Here is a 16,532-nt window from a genome sequence, read left to right as displayed (position 1 = left end):
GGGCGGAGTATGCGTTTTGGTGGTCGTGCGGTTGCCGGTCAGGGCCGCATCCCCATCGACGGAGGGCCGAGCAGTTCCGGCAGCACGCGGTAGGCGTCGGCCACCCAGTCGCACAGCAGTGGCCGCGTGTCGCGGGGATCGATGAGGTCCTGGATGCCGAAGTGTTCTGCAGTGCGCAGCGGCGAGGCGTACCGTTCCAGCTCGTCGCCGATGCGGCGGACAGCACCTTCGGGGTCGCCGCTGGCGGCGATCTCGGCCTTGAAGGCGGCTTCGATCCCGCCGCGCGCGGGCAAGGATCCCCAGTCTCCCGACGGCCACGCCCAGCTGCGGGAAGCGCGGTGCCGGTTGACGATCCCTGCACCGCCCACGCCGTACACGCGGCGGAGAACCACCTCCGCCTGCGGCACGCGAGCCTGGTAGACGGCGCTGATCGCGCGGGCGCCCGCCCGGATGGACGCGCGTGACTCGGCCGCCGATCCGATGTTGACGCCGGCCTGGTCGGTGAGGCTCACGATCGGCAGGTGGAACGTCTCGCACAGGTCCACGAGCCGCCCGATGGCCTGGGCCCCCTCGACCGACATCGCCGCGCCCCGGCGCGGATCGGTGCCGATCACCCCCACAGGATGGCCGTCGAGACGCGCGAGCGCGGTCACGGTGCTGTCGCCGTATTCGGCGTAGGGGAAGACCGAACCGGCGTCGAACACCGCGTCCAGGATGGGGGCGATGTCGTATCCCGTGCGCTTACTCCGGGGGATCGCACGGAGGAGTGACTCGGCGCGCCGGACGGGCGGGTCGACCCGCTCCTGCACCGGCGGCAGCTCGAAGACGTTGCGCGGCAGGTAGCCGAGGAACCGGCGGACAGTGTCCATCGCCGCGTCCTCGTCTGACGCAGTGCGTTCCACAGAACCGTTGCGGCGATGCACGGCGATACCGCCGAGTTCGTCCTTGGTGAGCTTTTCGCCCGTCCCGCCGAACACGACCGGCGGCCCGGCGGTGAACAGCTGACTGGTGCCCTCGACCATGACGGCCAGGTGCGACATGACGAAGCGCGCCGCGCCGAGTCCGACGGTCGGGCCCATGGCCACCGAGACCACCGGAGCAAGCGACAGCAGGTCCACGACGGCGTCCCACCCGGGATTGACCGGCACATAGTTGAAGCCGGCGTCGCGGACCATCTTCACGCTGCCGCCGCCGCTGGCGCCGTCGAGCAGGCGGACCATGGGCAGCCGCATCTCGCGCGCGTACCTCTCGAGGAAGATCTGCTTGTCGTGGATGGCCGCGTCGCCGGCCCCGCCGCGGACGGTGAAGTCGTCGATGCCGAGGGCCGTCTTGCGGCCGTCGATCTCGGCGGTGCCGGCCACGAAGTTTGCGGGCTGGACCGCGACGGCGGTGCCGTCCTCGTCGTAGTCGACGAAGGCGGTGAGTGCTCCGATCTCGCGGAACGTGCCGGGGTCGGCGAGTGAGTCGATGCGTTCGCGCGCCGTGCGCCGGCCCGAGTCGTGCTGCCGCCGGACCTTGTCCGGCCCGCCCATCTGACGGGCGGCGGCGCGACGACGTTCGATCTCGGCGACCTCCGCCGACCAGTCGTCCTTGTCCTCGCCCTCGGAGCGGTCGTCGCGCCGTGATGGGGTGTCGGTGGCCGTCGCGGCGGGGCTTCCGTAGGCCAGGCACTGGCCGGCCTCGACCAACCCGCCCGCGTCCGCCAGGACCGCGTCGATCCGGAGCGGAGCGGGGGCGCGCACCGGATGCTCCATCTTCATGGCCTCGACGACGCCGACCACGGTCCCCTCGCCGACGATGTCGCCGGCGGCGGCGCCGAGGCGGACGAGCACCCCGGCCATCGGCGCGTCGATGCGGAGGGCGCCCGCCGGGGCGTTCCACTCGTCCGAAGCGGTCGCGGCGTCAGCGGCCCCGTCAGCGCCTTCGTCGGGGGCGCCGTCGCCGTGCGGGCGGCGGTGGGCGAGCAGTGCGGGGGCATTCTCGGCGATGAATCCCGTATCGAATGTGCCTGACAGGAATGACGCATTTGTGAGGATCGCGTGATTCAGGTCGAGGTTGGTGGCGGGGCCGTCGACGGTGAACTCGGCCAGCGCGTCGGCCGTGCGGCGGGCGGCACCGGCGAAGGTGCCGGACGTGCCGATGACCTTGGCGATCAGCGAGTCGTAGCGGGGGCTGACCTGGTATCCGGTGTAGCCGCAGGTGTCCACGCGGACACTGGGCCCCGATGGCACCGCGAACGCGGTGATGGTTCCGCTGCTGGGCAGCGGGGCGCCCGTCTCGTCGAGCGATTCGCAGTTGACGCGGGCCTGCACGGCGTAGCCGTGCAGCGGTGGTGGCTCGGACAGGCCCACGGCGGCGAGGCTCGCGCCCGTGCACACGCGGATCTGCGTGCTGACGAGGTCGACGCCGGAGATCTGTTCGGTGACGGTGTGCTCGACTTGCAGCCGCGGATTGGCCTCCATGAAGTAGTGCTCGTCGCCGTCGACGAGGAACTCGAACGTCCCCAATCCCCGATAGTCGAGGGCCGACGCGAGCCGCAGCGCGTCGGCGATGATTCGAGCGCGCAACTCGGGACCGAGCGCCGGGCTGGGTGCGATCTCGATGATCTTCTGATTGCGCCGCTGCACGCTGCAGTCGCGTTCGCCGAGGTGCTGCACGCCGGTGCCGTCGCCGACCACCTGGATCTCGATGTGCCGGGGCGCGAGCGCGAGGCGTTCGACGTAGAGGGCGTCGTCGCCGAAGGCGGCGCGGGCCTCCGACGCGCAGCGTTCGTACGCGTCGGCCAGCCCGGCCGGGTCGGTGACGGCGCGCATGCCGCGTCCGCCGCCGCCGGAGACCGCCTTGATCATCACCGGCCCGTGCGCCGTGGCGAACTCCTGCACCTCCTCGAGCGACGTGGGGCCGGCCGTGCCGGGCAGGACGGGGACGCCGTGGTCGACGGCGAGCGCGCGGGCGCGGGACTTGTCGCCGAGCATGGCGAGCACGTCGGCGTCGGGCCCCAGGAAAGTGACTCCCGCAGCGGCGCAGCGCCGGGCGAATTCCGCATTCTCGCTGAGGAATCCGTAGCCGGGGTGCAGCGCATCGCAGTGGGAGTCGGCGGCCGCACCGGTGACCGCGTCGATGTCCAGGTATGCAGCCGTGCCGGCCCCGGGAAGCCGGACCGCCTCGTCCGCCCGGCGCACGTGCAGCGATGCAGAGTCGTCGTCGGGATGCACGGCGACGGCGGTGGCGCCGAGTTCGTGGATCGCGCGGATGATGCGCACAGCGATCTCGCCGCGATTGGCGACGAGAATCCGCATTCCCGCCGTGGGCTGCGGACCCGCGCCATCCGCGGCGTGGTCGCGAGGGTTCAGCGTCATCCGAGGTACCTCCCGATTCACCGCGCTTCGCGCTCCGGTGTGCCCGGCGCTGCACGTGCGGTATCGATGTGTGCGTCATCACGGATACTACGCAGATTGACAATAGTGTCAACGCTCGTCGTGAACGGGGGGACCGGAGTCCGACTGCGAAGGGGGTATACCCACCGCGCGGACCTGTCATGAAACGTGCGACCGCCCATGGGAGCGTGACGTTGGGGTCCAGGCCCGCCGCAGGATCAGCCGGCCCACGAGTAGCGCTGGGCCATCCACTCTTCGCCATTCGTTGTGTTTATGGTGTTTAGCGCTATGATGGGTGCTGTGCGTAATGGGTGGCTGACTACGAGCGAGGCGGCGGGCATTCTCGGCGTCTCACGTCAGCATGTCGTTGATCTGTGTGACCGCGGCGAGCTGAACTGCACGACGACGGGGACACATCGTCGGATCCGACGGTGCGATATTGACCACCTGCTGGCGCCACGGCTCACTCGTGAGCAGGCGAAGAGCCTGTGGCTGCATCGTGCGCTGCTGGCCCATCTGGTGACCGAGCCGGACCGCATGCTCGAGACAGCGCGAGAGAACATCCGGGTGTGGAAGATGCGGCAGCGTCCTGACGGCATGGCTGCGCGTTACCTGCAGCAGTGGGAACATCTCATCGACGGCGGGGTCGAGGACGTCGCAGCCGTGCTCACGGGCACCGATGAGCGCTCCAGGGAGTTACGGCAGAACAGCCCGTTCGCGGGCGTGCTTGCCGATCCCGTTCGCCGGCAGGTGTTGCGCTCGTTCCGTGAGTACTGGGACCGCAGACACGTGGCCGCGTGACACGTGACGAGCTCGCCCATCTTCTTCGGGCCGCGTGCACGATCACAGGCGATCGGGATGTCCTTGTCGTCGGTTCCCAGTCCATCCTGGGGACCTTTGACGAGGCCGACCTCCCGCCCACGGCGACTGCGTCTATCGAGGCCGACATCGCGTTCCTCGACGACGCCGATCGGAGCAAAGCCGATGACGTCAAAGGGGCCATCGGCGAGCTGTCCGCGTTCCATCAGACCAACGGGGTGTACGCGGAAGGTGTGCACATCGACACGGCGATCTACCTGCCACCTGGCTGGCGCGACCGTCTGATCAGTTGGCCGCTGAGGGTTGCTGAGCCTGCTGACCCGCGCTTTTTGGAACCCCACGATCTCGCGGTCGCGAAACTCGGTGCGAGGCGCGAGAAGGACCTGGCCTTCGTCGACGCGCTTATCCAGGCGAACCTGTTGAACCTCACGGTGCTTCGGGAGCGGTGCGCGCTGTTGCCGGAGAAGCACGCGCTCGTGCGCAGGAGGTTCAGCGGCTTCGTGGCGAACTACTCGAAGTGACGACCGACCCGATGACATTCGCCGCGCGGACGCGAACCGCAGTGGACGATGGTGACGCGCGAGACCTGGCGATGAACGTGAATTGAAGGCAGTGTGCTGATGTTCGAGCCTAGGATTGAGGAAAGCAACGGGTCAGCACCGGTAGAGTCCGTGAGCTGCGCAAACTGTTGCCGACCTGGCAAGGTTCTGCGACTGGGCGACGCGCTTGACCGGCTGAAATTCTTCCGCGATTCCTGGGCTGGGCGGGAGAGTCGCCCAGCGGCGGCTTTCTGCCTGTCGAGTTCGCAGCAATCGCGCGTCGAGCTTCTCGAGCACACGCGCGATCAGCTGGTGGTGTCTGCGCCTATACAAGGAGCACACCGTTGCCGTACGCGTCGACGAGATGGTGGACGAAGCGTCGCTCACGGTCGGTCAAGGGTCCGACGTGTCGCCAATTGCGTTCGTAGATCGCCAGCGCGTCGGCTTCCGTGATACGCGCGTCCCGCTCGCGCTGCCAGCACAGGTAGGCGAGTTCGGGGTAGTCGCTGACGCGTACGTAGCGGTCGGCCATCGTCACTCCCTTCCCCATGTACAGGGTATCGCCGAGGGCACACTTCCGTCCCGGCGTGCCGGAACCGGCGGCGTGAACATGGAGGTGCACTCGGCACCGCGGTCCTGCGATGAAACGCAGGACCTACTCCGGCTCCATCGCCGCGGGCCGGCCGACGGTGCTGTGGATCTTCCGGCTGCCCGAGTCCATCGTGCACTCGCCGAGCGAGGTGAGCACCTCGAGCACGTGCAGCCCCAGCGCGGCGTCCGTGCGGTGCGGCCCGCCGGTGGCGAGCTGGCCGGCCATCTCCGCCACCCCGAGCCCCCGGAACTCCCGCAGCTCGCCCCGCAGGAGCCGGGCATGACGGCAGGCAGCGCGGTCCACGCGTCGGCGCCGCGTGCCCGGAACTCCACGGGCCCGTGCAGGCGGGTGGGATCGGGCAGGCGCAGCGTCCCCTCGGTGCCGTAGATCTCCAGGTGCGGCAGCGTCGTCTCCCACACGTCGAAGCTGTACATGGCGGTGACCAGGCACGGTCCCGGGAGCTCGAGCACGGCGCTCACGTGCGTGTCCACGGCCACCGGCACCACGTCGCCGGTCCGCCCGGGCGCCGAGACGGCCACCTCGTCGCGCGCCCGCAGGCCTGCGGCCATCACCGAGCGCACCGGGCCGAGCAGGCTCACCAGCAGCGCGACGTGGTACGGCCCCCAGTCCAGCACCGGCCCGCCGAGCGGCCCGAAGTATCCGGCCGGGTCCGGATGCCACGTCTCCACCCGCGACGAGCGGACGAACGATGTCGCGGCGAACGGCCTGCCGATCATGCCCGCGTCGAGGGCGGCGCGAGCCGTCTGACCGGCCGGCCCCAGGAAGACGTCCGGCGCGCACCCCAGCAGGCGGCTCGCGAACGTGGCGGCGTCGATGATCCGCTGCGCGGTGACCACGTCGGGCGCGAACGGCTTCTCCACGAACACGTGCTTGCCGGCCTCGAGCAAGCGGAGCGTCGTCCCGGCATGCGCCTGGGGCGGGGTGAGGTTCACGACGAGCTCGACGTCGTCGTCCGCGCACACGTCGTCGACCCCGCCCCAACGCGGCACTCCCGCGGCCTGTGCCGCTGCCCGGGCCCGAGCGGGGTCGCGCGACGCGAGCCGCAGCACCGGCAGCCCGGCGACGTCGCGGAGCCCGCGCAGGTACGCGCCGAACACGCTGCCTGCACCCAGGACGCCGACGTTCATCGCGGCGGCCTCATCCGCGCACGGTCACCATGACGCGGCCGATGATGTCGACGGCCGAGGTGCCCAGCAGAATCTCGACATCGCCGTTCTCGTACCACCACTGACCGCCACGCCAGGCGGCGAGCGCGCGGGCGGAGACGGGCACCGTCACCACCGTCTCCTCGCCCGCGGCGAGCCGCACCGGGGTGAATCCGGCGAGCCAGCGGCGCGGGCGGTCCACGGCGCTGCGCGGACGTGACGCGTACACCTGCACGACCTGCTTGCCGGGGCGTGCGCCGACGTTCCGGACGGCGCACTGCACGGCGAAGTCCGTGCCCGCCGTGACGATCGGCGGCGCGTCCACCTCGCCGATGCGCCATCGGGTGTAGCCGAGGCCCTGCCCGAACCAGCAGGCGGGGCGCAGGCCGGCGCGCAGCCAGCCGCGGTGCCCCAGGTGGATCGACTCGTCGTAGGCGACGTGCCCGTCCACCGGGGCGTCGGGACCCATCAGCTGCGCTTCCTCGGCGGGCCACGTGGTGGGCATGCGGCCGCCGGGCTCGTCGTCGCCCGCGAGGATCCGCGCCAGCGCCTCGCCCGTGCGCCCGCCGCCGAACCAGCTCACCAGCAGCGCCCCGGCCTCGTCGCGCCACGGCATGAGCACCGGGCCGCCCGAGTTGACGACGACCACGGTCCGCGGGTTGGCGGAGCACACGCGGCGCACCAGCTCGTCCTGGCGCCCCGGCAGGCGCAGGGTGGTGCGGTCGAAGCCCTCGCTCTCCGTCCGCGACGACGTGCCCACCACGACGACGGCCACCTCGGCGGCGGTCGCCGCACGTTCCGCGTCGGCCAGCATCTGCTCGGCCCCGCCCTCGTAGGGTGCCCAGCCGAGCGTGAGCGTGTGCACGCCGGGGATCGGCGCGGTGCGCAGGTCGCACGTCACCACGAGGTCGTAGGGCACGCCCTCCGTGAGCTCCCTGGTGACGGTGTGCACGGGCGGCGCGAAGATGTCCTGCTCGGGGCGGCGCGGCGGGGCGTCGTCCGGGGCATGCTGTCCGTCGGATTCCAGAGCGTGCTCGCCGTCGAGGTCCATGCGGAAGCCGCCCGCGCACGCGACGCCGACCACCGTCTCCCCGGTCCGCTCGGGCGTGACCACCGCGCGCACCGTCAGCGTGGCGGCGCCCGGGGGGAGGGTGCCCAGCCAGGTGAGTTCGGCCGTCGCGCGGGTCTCGTCGGCAAGCGCCGTGCCGTCGTCGCCGGTGAGGGTGACGCGCAGGCCGCGGTCGCCCGTCACGGGGTCGCGGACGGCCTCCGGCGGATACGGGAAGATTCCGGTGTGCGGCTCGACGCCCAGGCGGAATTCGACGCGGGCCCCGCCGAATCGGCGGCGAATGCCCTCGAGCGGGGAGACCGATACATCCGGCAGCACCGTGGCGCTGCCGCCGCCCTGGATGCGGGCCGACGCCGCGTTGGGCCCGATCACCGCGATCGAGGCGGGCCCGGCTGTGACCGTGGAGTCGGAGGCCGCCGCCGAATCGGGGGTCGGGGCCAGCGGCAGCAGGCCGCGGTTGTGGAGCAGCACCGTGCCTTCCACCGCGAACCGCACGGCGTCGGCAGCGGCGGTGGCGGCAGCGTCAGCGTCAGCGACGACGACAGTGCCAGTGGCGGCGGCCTCGCCTGCAGGGGGCATCGCCGGGGCCGGCGGTTCTTCGGTTCCCAGTGCCCCGACGCGCCCGGCGAGCCGCAGCACGCGCAGGAGCTTCGCGTCCACCGCCTCCTCGGGGACGTCGCCGGCCCGCACGGCGGCGACGAGCGCATCGCCCCAGGGGCTCGCCGCAGCGGGCATCACCAGGTCGAGCGACGCCTTGCCGCAGGCGACGGTGGAGCGGGCGGCGAGCCAGTCGGACACCACCACTCCGTCGAATCCCCACTCGTCCTTCAAGGGGGCGTCGAGCAGCGGATGCTCGGTCATCGGGGTGCCGCCCACGCGGTTGTAGGCGGCCATCACCGTCCAGGCCCCGCCGTCGCGCACCGCCTTCTCGAACGGCACCAGATACACCTCGCGCAGGGCGCGGTCGTCGATGTCGGAGCTGGCGGTGTGGCGCTGCACCTCGTAGTCGTTGCCCACGTAGTGCTTGACGCACGTGGCCACGCCGCGGGACTGCACGCCGTCGATGTGCGCGGCGGCGAGGGCGCCGGTGAGCAGCGGGTCCTCCGACAGCGCCTCGAAGTGCCGCCCGCCGTAGGGGGAGCGGTGAAGGTTCACGGTGGGGCCCAGCAGCATGTCGACGCCCCGGCCTCGTGCGATCGCGCCGAGTGCGGAGCCGTAGTCGCGGGCCACCGCCGGATCCCAGGTGGCGCCCAGCGCGCTGCCGGAGGGGAGCACGGGGGAGGGCTCGTCGGTGCCCCACGCGGTGCCGCGCACCCCGGACGGCCCGTCGGACATCACGACGGGCCGCAGGCCGATCGCGTCGTCGCCGTGCAGCGTCCAGAAGCCGCCGCCGGTGAGCAGCCGCACCTTCCGCTCCAGCGGCAGCGCCGCGACCAGGCTGCGCAACCGCTCCTCGCCTGGCGTCACGCCCGGCTCCGGCGTCACTTGAGCCACGTGCCGCCGAGCAGCACCATGCCGTCGGCGCTGGGGACGGTGCCGTACACGTTCGGCGCCCAGGCGACGAAGTTGGAGCCCGCCGCCCACGGCATCATCGGGACGTCGTCATGGATGATCTGCTCCACCTGTTTCAGCGCCGCCTTCTCCGCCTCGACGGTGACGGCCTGGTGCGCGGCGTCGAGCGCGGCGTCCATCTCGGGGTTCTTGTAGCCGAGCACGTCGGACTGGTCGGTGGACTTGAGCCCGGCCAGGCGCAGGTTCGGCACCGCGTCCGAGATGCTCATGGACCCGTAGGTGAGGTCGAAGTCGTGGTTGACGTACAGCCGCTGGATCATGTCGGTCACCGACGCGGTGTACTGCACGTCCACGTCGAAGCCCACGTTCTCGAGCATCGCCTCGACGGCGGTGGCGATGGCCTGCGAGGTGGGGCTGTTCACCGTCACGTAGCTGATGTGCCCGTCGTAGCCGCCGGCCTTCGCCTGCTCGAGCAGGGTGCGCGCCTGGTCGGGGTCGTGCTCGGTGGCGGGGACGTCGTTGTGCCACTTTGACCACTTGGCGAACACCTTGCTGGTGGCGAGCGCCTTGCCGTCGAACGCGCGCTGGTTGATCACGTCCGGGTCGATGGCCAGCGCCATCGCCTTGCGCACGGTCACGTCGGCGCCGGGGTGGCCCGGGCGGGTGTTGATCTGGCCGACGCTCGCCACGCTCAACGGCTCGTAGTAGCCCGGGTACTGGGACTTGGCCGCGTCCACCCACTCCGGTGAGCGCAGGAAGGTCATCTGGATGCCGCCGGTGTCCATCGCCTGGATGCGGGGCTGGCCGCCGGAGAGGCTGACGAACTTGAGCTGGTCCAGGTGCGGCGTGCCGTTCCAGTAGTCCTTGCGGGGCGCCAGGTCGATCGACTGGGACGGGGCGAAGTGGGTCACGGTGAACGGCCCGGCGCCGATGGGCTTGAAGTTGTCGGGGTCGGCGTAGGCGGCGGGGGCGAGGATCATCCCGTGGCCGAAGGCGAACAGCGCCGGGAACTCCGACCACGGCTCGTTGAGCCGGAACTCGACGGTGAGCGGGCCGGTGGCAGAGAACTCGGCGACAGCAGGTAGGAACTGGTCGCTGTTGGCGCCGCCGGCGTCGTTGTAGCGGGTGAGGCTGGCGACCACGGCGTCGGCGTCGAGGGGCGTGCCGTCGCTGAAGGTGACGCCGTCGCGGAGGGCGAGCGTCCAGGTCAGGTGGTCGTCGCTCTGCGTGAGCGATTCAGCCAGGTTCGGCACGAACTCGCCCTTGGCGGGGTCGTACCGCAGGAGCAGGTCGTAGACGCTTGCCATCTCGGTGCCGCCGTTGGACCCGGCCGCCTGCGTCTTCGCCGGGTCGAGGCTCGACGGCATCGAGTATCCGGCGAAGCTCAGCGTCCCACCGTCGACGGGGTCGCCCGGCTCGGCCTGATCGCCGATGATGCCGGCCGCGGTGACGGATTCGGTGGCCTCGTCCCCGCCGGAGCCGCCGCCGGCCGAGCCGGTGTCGGCGGTACTCGTGCACCCGGCGATGAGTGCCGCGCTGGTGGCGAGCGCCGCGGCGAGGACGGCGAAACGGCGGGTGGTCGAGGGCATTGCGGCCTTTCGGGAACGGACGGATATGTGATGCGGGTTACATATGCTGTGTCGAGTCTGTTGCGCGGGGTGCCTGTGATGCCCCGCTGTCCCGATTACCGGGACTGCGGAAAGTGGCGGTCGCCGGCGGGTCAGCGCGCCCACACGGCCGTGTCCGGCGGTACGGTGCCGCCGTCACGCAGCGGTCCGCTGGCCAGGAGGACCTCGCCCGCGGGGGCGGCGACGGCGTCGCCGGTGAGGTTCACCAGGCAGCGCAGCGCGTCGCCGCGGGAGAAGTGCAGGACGCCGTCGGGGGCGGGCAGCCATGTCAGAGGTGCGTCGGCGGGCAGCGTGCGCCGGAGCCGCAGCGCCGCGCGGTAGAGCTCGAGCATGGAGCCCGGATCCCCGTCCTGGGCGGCGGCGGTGCGCGGGGCCCAGTCGTCGGGCTGCGGGAGCCACGGGGGCGTGCTCGCCTCGGCGGGGCTGAACCCGTAGGGCGGGCGGTCCCCGGACCACGGCAGCGGCACCCGGCACCCGTCGCGCCCGCGCTCGGCGTGGCCGGAGCGCTCCCAGATGGGGTCGCGCAGCGCGTCGTCCGGCAGGTCTTCCACCTCGGGCAGCCCCAGCTCGTCGCCCTGGTAGATGTACACCCCGCCGGGCAGGGCGAACATGAGCAGCGCGGCGGCGCGTGCGCGGCGCTCGCCGAGCGCGAGGTCGGCGGGGTCGTCGCGCACCTGGCTGAGGAAGGCGACGCGCGTGTCGGTCTGCGGGCGGGCGAGCTTGGACACGTGCCGCATGCCGTCGTGGTTGGACAGCACCCAGGTGGGCAGGGCGCCGACGCCGGCGTGCGAATCGAGCGAGCGGTCGATGACGGCCCGCAGCACGTCGGGCTTCCAGGAGGCGAGGAGAAAGTCGAAGTTGAAGGCGCCGTGCAGCTCGTCGGGCCGGACGTAGCGGGCCAGGCGTGCGGGGTCGTTCACCCACGCCTCGGCGACGAAGACCCGCGGCGGGTCGTAGGAGTCGGCGACGGCCCGCCACTCGCGGTAGATAGCGTGCACCTCGTCGCGGTCGAAGAACGGGTGCGCCGGCGCGGGCGAGCCGTCCTCGGGGCGCGGCACCGGGTAAGGCAGGCCGTCGAGGTCGGGCAGGCCCGGGGCCTTGTGCAGGGCGTGCGCCACGTCGATGCGGAAGCCGTCGACGCCCCGGTCGAACCAGAAACGGAGCGTGCGCAGGAACTCCGCGCGGATCTCGGGGTTGTTCCAGTTCAGGTCCGGCTGCTCGGGGGTGAACAGGTGCAGGTACCACTGGCCGGGGCTGCCGTCGGGGTTCGTCGTGCGCGTCCAGGCGGGGCCGCCGAAGGGGCTCACCCAGTCGTTGGGGACGGCGTCGCCGGAGCGGAAGTGGAAGCGGTCACGGGCCGGCGACCCGGGCGGGGAGGCGAGCGCCTCGCGGAACCACGGGTGCTCGTGGGAGACGTGGTTGGGCACCAGGTCCAGGATCACCCGGATGCCGAGCGCGTGCGCGGCCTCGATGAGGTCCTGCGCCGCGTCGAGGGTGCCGAAGAGCGGGTCGATGTCGCGGTAGTCGGCCACGTCGTAGCCGGCGTCGTGCATGGGGGAGCGGTACCAGGGGTTGATCCACACGGCGTCGACCCCGAGCTCCGCCAGGTAGGGCAGCCGCCGCCGCAGGCCCGCGATGTCGCCGACGCCGTCGCCGCTGTCGTCGGCGAAGCTGCGGATGTAGACCTGGTAGATGGCGGCAGTGCGCCACCAGGCGGCGGTGTCCCCGTGCGCGGGCTCGGACGCTGGTGCGGGATCGGTGACGCGGGAGGCGGTGTCCATGGGGCTCCTCGGCTGTGCGGCGGCTCCGTGAAGCCGGTCACTGTAGTCGTAGCAGTCGTGTGGAGTGGTGTGTCGCGCGGTCCCGATGTGGGAAGTGCCGAAGCAGCTGCGGTGCGGTCTGTGCAGTTGACCCAGTTGCCGTCTGTGGGTGGCGCGCACCCCCGGTGGACGTGGGCTGGGCGGCGTGCGTCGCCGCGGTACTCGGCTCCGGAGCTCGCCACCGGTACCGCACGTGTCACTCTGCGAGCGGTCTCACCGTGCCAATCAGTGACCGGGGCGGGCGCCCGTCGTCGACGATCATCCAGCCGCACGCGTCGGGTCGGGTGCCGAACAGCACGAAGACCTGCCCGTCCGTCTCTGGGCCGACGCGGAGACCCAGCTCGACGCGGTAACCCCCGGCGCACCCCGGCAGCAACGCGGCGGACGGAGCACGCAGTGCGTGTGCGCCCTGCTCGCGGCGGACACGCCGTGCCTCGTCTCGGCAGGCCGGGTAGGTGACGGGCCCGCCCACCAAGATTTCACGCGTAAGCTGCGGCTCCGCGAACTCGGGCTCGTCGATCTCGACCGCCCACATGCCGCGACTGACGCCGGCCAGGTCGGCTTCGTCCGTGATCTCCTCGTACCGCAGGAATTCGGCCCAGGCGCCATCCGGGGTGTCGGCCAGATACTGCACGGGGCCGTCCTCCTCGGCGTTCCATCTGGCGGCCGGCTGGTCGGGGGACTCCCATAGAAACGGATACCGGCGATCGCACTGCCGGAATGCGATCACGATGCGGCCGCGCCGAGAAGCGAGCGTGCGAGGTCGCGCACCTGCCGGACGCGGACGTCGTCCTCACCCCAGTCTCCCGAGAACACCGCGGTGGGGGCCTCGCCGCCGAGGGCTGAGCGGGGACGGGAGTACCAGCGGCGGATGCCGAAATCGTTGTAGCTGCCGGCGAGGTCGGTGGTGATCAGCATTACGAAGTGAAGTCGGCGGGCGACCACATCCGGTGTGGCCCGCTCGCCCGTGCGGTATCGGCGCAGCGAGGTCGCCGATACGCCGACGAGGCGAGCCAGTAGATCCTCTCCGAGAAGCTCCGACAGCGGCCCCCATTCGAGGTGGGGCATCGGCGAGGACTCCATAGCCGCCAGGGCTTCTTCCAGCAGGACCGACAGGGTTGCGGCGGTGAACTGCTCTTGCAGCGCGAACGGCACCCGGCCCACGCCGTGCCGGGAGAATGCCGCCAGTGCGGCAACGATCTGGTCGTTGTCTACTCCACGTTCATCGTCGTTCGGGACCAGCCCCAGCAGCCGTGCGGCCGAGACGAGGCGAACCCCGAGGTACGCGACGCGCGCCTCGCTCGCATTGAGCAGAAACGCGGAGGACATCGGACTCCTTCCGGGATCACAACGGAGACCATCCAATTTCCGATTGTAGTCCGGTTCGGTAGAGGTGCGCGGCGACCTGCTGAGGCCTGCCTCGATGGGACGCGCCTGCGCGGCTGGTCTCTGTCGGTCGCATGTCACCCTGTCGGCTGCCAGCGCACGTCGACCTCGCGGGTGAGGATGTCGGCGAAGGTGAGGACGGCGTCGCAGTCGCGGGGGTAGGAGGGGGCGAGTTTTCCGAGTGGGCCGCCTTGGATATCCAGGAAGCCGTAATCGACCCGGACAACGACGTGGCAATCCTGGCGTGCGCGTCCGGAGGTGACGAGTTCGACTTCGGTGAAGTGCCCGGCAACTGTGGTGCTGGAGACGGGGCCCTGGATGCCGAGGAGGTGATGGACCCATTTATCGACCCGTTCCCCGGCTGAGAGGGGCGTGACAGCACTGCGAAGTCGGCGTCGTTTCCGTCATAGCTGCCGGTGTCGTAGTCTGCGCGGAAAACTGCCTCGCCGCCGGCTCGGACCCATTCTGCGAAGCGGGCGGCAGCGTCGGCGTATTGGCCGAGGCGGGCGACGCACGAGTTTTGTTCACCCATGGCCGAGTCTTCGTAGAAGCGTTGGAGTTGGAGCAGCGACGGCAGCGTTCCCCACGGTTCGGGGCCGTAGGTTCGTGCAAATCCGTTTGGGAGCCAGCGGAACTCGTCTGCCGCTCTCTCGTAGGCCCCCTCGATGGTGTCGATCGCTTCCTGCGTGACGACCAGCTCGTCCGTCATGTTTTCCCCCGTGCGGTTCTGGTGAGCCTCCCCGCTCGCGGTCACCATACCGCGTGTGACCCGCGACTTAACCGGGTTATCCACAGCTCAAGCGTGCGTCAGGGTGCCGGTTCCGGAAGCTATGAATCGAGGAACCGATCCCGTTGTCACTGTCGTGGTGGAGGCAGGGCCGAACGGGCAGGCAGGCGATGTGCAGTGGTGGAAGCGATGGTATTAGTCCAGGTCACAGCGCCGTACAGTGACGACGCGAATCGTTCCTCAATTCCTAGCGCCGCGAAAAGGTGTTACCGCTGGGGCCAGCGGCTTCCGCCCTTACGCCCCCGCGCGCACGCTTTCCCCAGATCGGATCAGCCTGCCGCTGCGCACGCCGAGTTCCAGGCACGCCTCGAGCCGTTCGCGCACGTTGCCGCCCAGGCGTCCGATGCCGAACTGCGCCATCGTCTCCCGCAGGAGCGATTCGTCGTCGAGGGCGCGCCTGCGGCACATCGCGGCCATGGCGTTGACGATCTCCTCAGGCGCGATGTCGGCGATGGGCCTGTCGTCGCCGGGGAGGCTCGAGCGGTAGCCGCGCCACCGGGCAGGGTCGAGCTCCCGCGGCCACACGAAGTCGCCGAGTGGGGAACGGTGTATGAGTTCGGCGGGCACGCATTCCGTGATGAACTCGCGGGGTTTGGCGCGGACGCGGTCCAGCCCGAACAGGCGGCCGATGTTACGTGCCAGGCGGTCGAGCTCGATGGGACCCTCGGCCTCCACGGTCTCGCGCACGGCTGCGGTGATCGTCGCGCGGACGGATGGCGAGTTGACGCGGTCGAGGTCCTCGCGGGGGCCGAGCTGCGTGGTCGGCGCGGCAGTGTAGGCGACGCCCTGGCCGTGCCAGTCGCGTTCGGCACTCGGGGTGGTGTTCAGGCCGGGATTCGACGATAGGTCAACGGTGGCGGTGGGGGCGGAAGCCGCCACCCGTGCCGCAGGTGTCACCCCGCGAGCGGCCTCACCGTGCCGATCAGTGACCGTGGCGGCCGCCCGTCGTCGACGATCATCCAGCCGCACGCGTCGGGCCGGGCGCCGAACAGCACGAAGACGTGCCCGTCCGTCTCCGGGCCGACGTGGAGACCCAGCTCGACGCGGTAACCCCGGCGCACCCCGGCAGCAACGCGGCGGACGGAGCACGCAGTGCGTGTGCGCCGTGCTCGCGGCGGACACGCCGTTCCTCGTTGCGGCAGGCCGGGTAGGTAACGGGCCCGCCCACCAGGACCTCGCGCGGCAGCTGCGGCTCCGCGAACACGGGCTCGCCGATCTCGACGACCCACCTGGCACAGCTGACGCCGGCCAGGTCGGCCTCGGCCGTGATCTCCTCGTGCCGCAGGAATTCGGCCCAGGCGCCATCCGGGGTGTCGGCCAGATACTGCTCGGGGCCGTCCTCCTCGTCGTTCCACCTGGCGACCGGCTGGTCGGGGGACTCCCACAGAAACGGTTACCGGCGATCGCACTGCCGTCCGCCGCGGCCTTGGGCCCGGAGCCGTACTTGTCCGCCCAGTTCGTAAACGAGCCGCGCACGACCCCGAGAACGGCGGCGATCTCCGCGAATCGTCGCGCCCGGCGTCGACTCATACAACTCGACCGCCTGCCGACGGAACTCATCCGAGGAGTTCTTCCGTGCCATGGTTCTCGATCATCTCGCTTCCACCAGCAGACTCTGGATTCAGCGTGTCCAAGAACCGGGGGCAAGGCCTGCTATCACATCGTGAGCGCCAGGTTGCAGATCCGTGTTGATGCACGTTATCCAGTCCGGTGCTTTCCGAGACCGCTATCACGTCGACGGGGCCGTTCAACGCCATGGCCGGGAGTAAACGTGTCGGGGCGCATCCCTACGATGTGGCAAACCGGACACAGAAGGGTGGGTGACGTGGTCGAGCCG

13 protein-coding genes and 1 pseudogene are annotated in these 16,532 nt (G+C 70.9%); 3 read left to right on the top strand and 11 right to left on the bottom strand.

All coding sequences use genetic code 11. The features are described 5' to 3' along the window. Window positions 1–38 precede the first annotated feature (38 nt). Window positions 39–3,359, bottom strand: a complete 3,321-nt coding sequence (locus tag H4F70_RS11135; RefSeq protein WP_235681059.1) for a carboxyl transferase domain-containing protein — start codon at window positions 3,357–3,359, stop codon at window positions 39–41. A 306-nt stretch (window positions 3,360–3,665) separates the two neighbouring features. On the opposite strand from H4F70_RS11135, the gene H4F70_RS11130 reads away from it, so the two are divergent. Together H4F70_RS11130 and H4F70_RS11125 are read left to right on the top strand one after the other, a co-directional pair. Beyond that, complete coding sequence (locus H4F70_RS11130; RefSeq protein ID WP_235681058.1) at window positions 3,666–4,178, top strand: helix-turn-helix domain-containing protein; 513 nt, start codon at window positions 3,666–3,668, stop codon at window positions 4,176–4,178. Next, window positions 4,175–4,717: a DUF6036 family nucleotidyltransferase gene (locus tag H4F70_RS11125; RefSeq protein WP_182357243.1), complete on the top strand. Its 543-nt coding sequence runs from the start codon at window positions 4,175–4,177 to the stop codon at window positions 4,715–4,717. The genes H4F70_RS11130 and H4F70_RS11125 overlap by 4 nt, the downstream gene beginning before the upstream one ends. Before the next feature lie 343 nt (window positions 4,718–5,060). On the opposite strand, the gene H4F70_RS11120 is transcribed toward H4F70_RS11125, so the two are convergent. The 7 genes from H4F70_RS11120 to H4F70_RS11090 form a co-directional block, all read right to left on the bottom strand. Next, window positions 5,061–5,285: a hypothetical protein gene (locus tag H4F70_RS11120; protein ID WP_220471696.1), complete on the bottom strand. Its 225-nt coding sequence runs from the start codon at window positions 5,283–5,285 to the stop codon at window positions 5,061–5,063. Beyond that, complete coding sequence (locus H4F70_RS11115; protein WP_182357242.1) at window positions 5,270–6,475, bottom strand: Gfo/Idh/MocA family protein; 1,206 nt, start codon at window positions 6,473–6,475, stop codon at window positions 5,270–5,272. Before H4F70_RS11115 ends, H4F70_RS11120 begins: the two co-directional genes overlap by 16 nt. Before the next feature lie 10 nt (window positions 6,476–6,485). Beyond that, complete coding sequence (locus H4F70_RS11110; protein WP_220471695.1) at window positions 6,486–9,029, bottom strand: glycoside hydrolase family 3 C-terminal domain-containing protein; 2,544 nt, start codon at window positions 9,027–9,029, stop codon at window positions 6,486–6,488. 14 nt (window positions 9,030–9,043) lie between these two features. Further along, window positions 9,044–10,663 (bottom strand): ABC transporter substrate-binding protein, encoded by a 1,620-nt coding sequence (locus H4F70_RS11105; protein WP_182357241.1) that lies wholly within the window; start codon window positions 10,661–10,663, stop codon window positions 9,044–9,046. A 131-nt stretch (window positions 10,664–10,794) separates the two neighbouring features. Then, the gene (locus tag H4F70_RS11100) at window positions 10,795–12,483 is read right to left on the bottom strand and encodes a glycoside hydrolase family 13 protein (RefSeq protein WP_182357240.1); all 1,689 of its coding nucleotides are present in this window, start codon (window positions 12,481–12,483) and stop codon (window positions 10,795–10,797) included. A gap of 235 nt (window positions 12,484–12,718) precedes the next feature. Next, window positions 12,719–13,252, bottom strand: a complete 534-nt coding sequence (locus H4F70_RS11095) for an RES domain-containing protein (RefSeq protein WP_182357239.1) — start codon at window positions 13,250–13,252, stop codon at window positions 12,719–12,721. After that, window positions 13,249–13,851, bottom strand: a complete 603-nt coding sequence (locus tag H4F70_RS11090) for a hypothetical protein (protein WP_182357238.1) — start codon at window positions 13,849–13,851, stop codon at window positions 13,249–13,251. The genes H4F70_RS11095 and H4F70_RS11090 overlap by 4 nt, the downstream gene beginning before the upstream one ends. 287 nt (window positions 13,852–14,138) lie before the next feature. Here H4F70_RS11090 and H4F70_RS20835 point away from each other — a divergent pair, with 287 nt between their 5' ends. Continuing rightward, window positions 14,139–14,273: a hypothetical protein gene (locus tag H4F70_RS20835; RefSeq protein WP_268968322.1), complete on the top strand. Its 135-nt coding sequence runs from the start codon at window positions 14,139–14,141 to the stop codon at window positions 14,271–14,273. 656 nt (window positions 14,274–14,929) lie between these two features. On the opposite strand, the gene H4F70_RS20585 is transcribed toward H4F70_RS20835, so the two are convergent. The 3 genes and pseudogenes from H4F70_RS20585 to H4F70_RS20575 form a co-directional block, all read right to left on the bottom strand. After that, window positions 14,930–15,592 (bottom strand): DUF3320 domain-containing protein, encoded by a 663-nt coding sequence (locus H4F70_RS20585; protein WP_235681542.1) that lies wholly within the window; start codon window positions 15,590–15,592, stop codon window positions 14,930–14,932. Then, window positions 15,589–15,756, bottom strand: a complete 168-nt coding sequence (locus tag H4F70_RS20580) for a hypothetical protein (RefSeq protein ID WP_235681618.1) — start codon at window positions 15,754–15,756, stop codon at window positions 15,589–15,591. Before H4F70_RS20580 ends, H4F70_RS20585 begins: the two co-directional genes overlap by 4 nt. A 346-nt stretch (window positions 15,757–16,102) precedes the next feature. Beyond that, window positions 16,103–16,277: pseudogene (locus H4F70_RS20575) on the bottom strand (transposase); the annotation flags it as partial. Between the last annotated feature and the right edge of the window lie 255 nt (window positions 16,278–16,532).

This window comes from Tomitella gaofuii (assembly GCF_014126825.1).
Taxonomy (GTDB): domain Bacteria; phylum Actinomycetota; class Actinomycetes; order Mycobacteriales; family Mycobacteriaceae; genus Tomitella; species Tomitella gaofuii.
Note: the sequence above shows the minus strand (reverse complement) of the source record. Positions and strands in the feature narration are given on the sequence as shown.

Bases quoted from the DNA above. Each gene is read 5' to 3' on its own strand.
- H4F70_RS11115 (WP_182357242.1), bottom strand. From the start codon at position 6,475: ATGAACGTCGGCGTCCTGGGTGCAGGCAGCGTGTTCGGCGCGTACCTG.
- H4F70_RS11090 (WP_182357238.1), bottom strand. From the start codon at position 13,851: ATGTCCTCCGCGTTTCTGCTCAATGCGAGCGAGGCGCGCGTCGCGTAC.
- H4F70_RS11100 (WP_182357240.1), bottom strand. From the start codon at position 12,483: ATGGACACCGCCTCCCGCGTCACCGATCCCGCACCAGCGTCCGAGCCC.
- H4F70_RS11120 (WP_220471696.1), bottom strand. From the start codon at position 5,285: ATGGGGAAGGGAGTGACGATGGCCGACCGCTACGTACGCGTCAGCGAC.
- H4F70_RS11105 (WP_182357241.1), bottom strand. From the start codon at position 10,663: ATGCCCTCGACCACCCGCCGTTTCGCCGTCCTCGCCGCGGCGCTCGCC.
- H4F70_RS11130 (WP_235681058.1), top strand. From the start codon at position 3,666: ATGATGGGTGCTGTGCGTAATGGGTGGCTGACTACGAGCGAGGCGGCG.
- H4F70_RS11135 (WP_235681059.1), bottom strand. From the start codon at position 3,359: ATGACGCTGAACCCTCGCGACCACGCCGCGGATGGCGCGGGTCCGCAG.